Raw genomic sequence first — 2,069 nt, 5'->3', positions numbered from 1 at the left:
ACGGAGAGGAGCCTTCGTAGGGCGCTCCCCCTCTCCGTCTCGGCTTCGCCGGGCCACCTCTCCCCCATTTCGTGGGGGAGAGGAACCCAAGCTGGAGCAGCGCCTACCGATGCGAAAGAACATTCACCAAACGCCCGAACGGATCGCGCACATAGAAGCGCCGCACGCCCCAGGGCTCGTCGGCCGGGCCGTATTCGACGGCGAACCCGGCCTTCTTCATGCCCGCAAGCGCCGCGTCGACATCATCGACCTCGATCGACAGGTCCGGCACCGGCGTGCCCGACCCGCCCTCGGCCATGAAGCTCACCTGCACCGTCATGGTCTCGGCCGAACCGCAAGTGAGGATCCAGCCCTGGTCCATCAGGACATCAAGGCCGAGCACGTCCTGGTAAAAGCGCTTGGCCGCCGCAATGTCGGGGGTTTCGATATTGGCGACGATGCGCCTGACCTTCACCATGAGCCGCTCCTTTGCTTTGTCTGTCCGGGAGCCCTCCGCATTGCGGCGCAGGCCTCTATGCCGTGCGCCTGAGCGCCGTCACCTCGATCTCGATTTTCATTTCCGGCTTGTTGAGTTGGCACACGATCATCGTCGCCGCCGGACGGATGTCGCCGAACGCCTCGCCGAGGATCGGGAAGACCACGTCAACATAGGCCTGGTCGGTGATGTAGTAATGCGCACGCACCACATCGGCCATGCCGAAGCCGCCATCGGCCAGCGCCGTGGCGATGGTGGCAAGGCAGTTGCGCGTTTGCGCCTCGACCGTCTCGGGCATGGTCATGGTGGCATAGTCATAGCCGGTCGTGCCGGAAACGAAGCACCAGTCGCCCTGCACCACCGCCCGCGAATAGCCGGCGGTTTTCTCGAAGGGGGAACCGGTGGAGATGAGCTTGCGCATGGAAGCCTCGCGTTGGTTGTCTCCACCATTCTGAGATGCGTGGACGACACAGTCGTGAGCCAGACAACGCGATGCTGGCGGGACAGCGCGGCGCGAAGGATCGCTACCCGGCACAAATCGGCCTAATTCCCCGAACCCTGAGCATCCTCATAGGCCTTCTTGATATCCGCCGGCCAGTCCTTGACCGGCGGCCAGGCCTGCGGCTCGCCATTGTCGCCGCGGCGGGCGAAATAGACCTTCTGCTTGGCCGGGTCGACCGCCATGAAGCCGTCATTGCCGCCGCAGTCATGCGGCACGCAGCCGGTGGCGTAGAAGGCGCCTGATGCCGTCTTTTCGGTGCCGCCGCCAACCAGCAGGCTGGTCGCCATGTCGGGCATGTCGTTGCCCAGCAGCGCCTGGCCGGCCTTGTAGACCGCCTCATTGTGGAAGGCGTCGATGATGTTGTCGTATTTTGACGGGTCGACATCCTTCCAGTCGGTGCCGGGCTCCGGCGTGTAGGTCAGGTTGCCGGAGGTCGTCAGCCCTTCCGTGGGCGACCATTGCAGCACCGGCTTGGAATCGCCTGGCAAAAGGTAGGGCACGAAATAGATGGCGCTGTCGGAGACGGCGGCCGGCGGCGCGCCGCATTCGTCCTGCTCGACCGTGGTGGTCTCAATCTCGCCGTCCTTCTTCCAGACGATGACCTTGGCCGGGCCGCATTGATTGCCGCCGTCGCCGACATCGACGAGCGCGACGTTCACGTCGCCGATCTTGACGATCTTGTCGAAGAAGACGTCGTAATTGCTGGCCAGCTGCTTGCCGTCATAGGACAGCACCTTCTCGCCGTCCTGCTCCGGCTGCGTGATGGTGAGCTGCCCGCCCTCGAACGGAATCGGCGCCTGCTTGTCGTCCTCCGACGCAGCCTGGTCGCTGCCCTGGTCGGCCGTGCCTTGATCGGCAGCCGGCTGGTCGGACGCGGCCGGCGCGGTGGTCTGCGCGTGGGTGCCGATCGTGGCGAGAAGGATTGCCACCGAAGCGGCCAGAAGCGAGCGTGTCATGACTGTCCCCTCCACTCAGTCGCCACGAACCCGGCCGCGAACGGCCGGGCCACTACGTTCAGAATGTCAGGCCCAGGGGCGCTGCTCGGCGTTCCGCTTCTCGAAGGATGCGATGGCGCCGGCCTTCTCCATGGTG

At 65.0% G+C, this 2,069-nt stretch carries 3 protein-coding genes and 1 pseudogene; all 4 read right to left on the bottom strand.

The genetic code is table 11. The features are described from left to right. Positions 1–103 precede the first annotated feature (103 nt). Positions 104–454 carry a VOC family protein gene (locus tag EOA27_RS33635; RefSeq protein WP_126083640.1) on the bottom strand — a complete coding sequence of 117 codons (351 nt, stop codon included), beginning with the start codon at positions 452–454 and terminating at the stop codon, positions 104–106. Between the two features lie 58 nt (positions 455–512). After that, positions 513–896, bottom strand: a complete 384-nt coding sequence (locus EOA27_RS33630; RefSeq protein WP_126080401.1) for a RidA family protein — start codon at positions 894–896, stop codon at positions 513–515. A gap of 122 nt (positions 897–1,018) precedes the next feature. Continuing rightward, positions 1,019–1,933: a hypothetical protein gene (locus EOA27_RS33625; RefSeq protein WP_126080400.1), complete on the bottom strand. Its 915-nt coding sequence runs from the start codon at positions 1,931–1,933 to the stop codon at positions 1,019–1,021. 66 nt (positions 1,934–1,999) lie between these two features. After that, positions 2,000–2,069, bottom strand: a pseudogene (locus EOA27_RS43215) (3-isopropylmalate dehydratase small subunit); the annotation flags it as partial.

Origin of the sequence: Mesorhizobium sp. M2A.F.Ca.ET.037.01.1.1 (assembly GCF_003998075.1) — a bacterium.
Taxonomy (GTDB): Bacteria; Pseudomonadota; Alphaproteobacteria; order Rhizobiales; family Rhizobiaceae; genus Mesorhizobium.
This window is presented reverse-complemented; position numbering and strand designations above follow the sequence as displayed.

Coding starts and splice junctions, on each gene's coding strand:
- EOA27_RS33630 (WP_126080401.1), bottom strand. CDS start 896: ATGCGCAAGCTCATCTCCACCGGTTCCCCCTTCGAGAAAACCGCCGGC.
- EOA27_RS33625 (WP_126080400.1), bottom strand. CDS start 1,933: ATGACACGCTCGCTTCTGGCCGCTTCGGTGGCAATCCTTCTCGCCACG.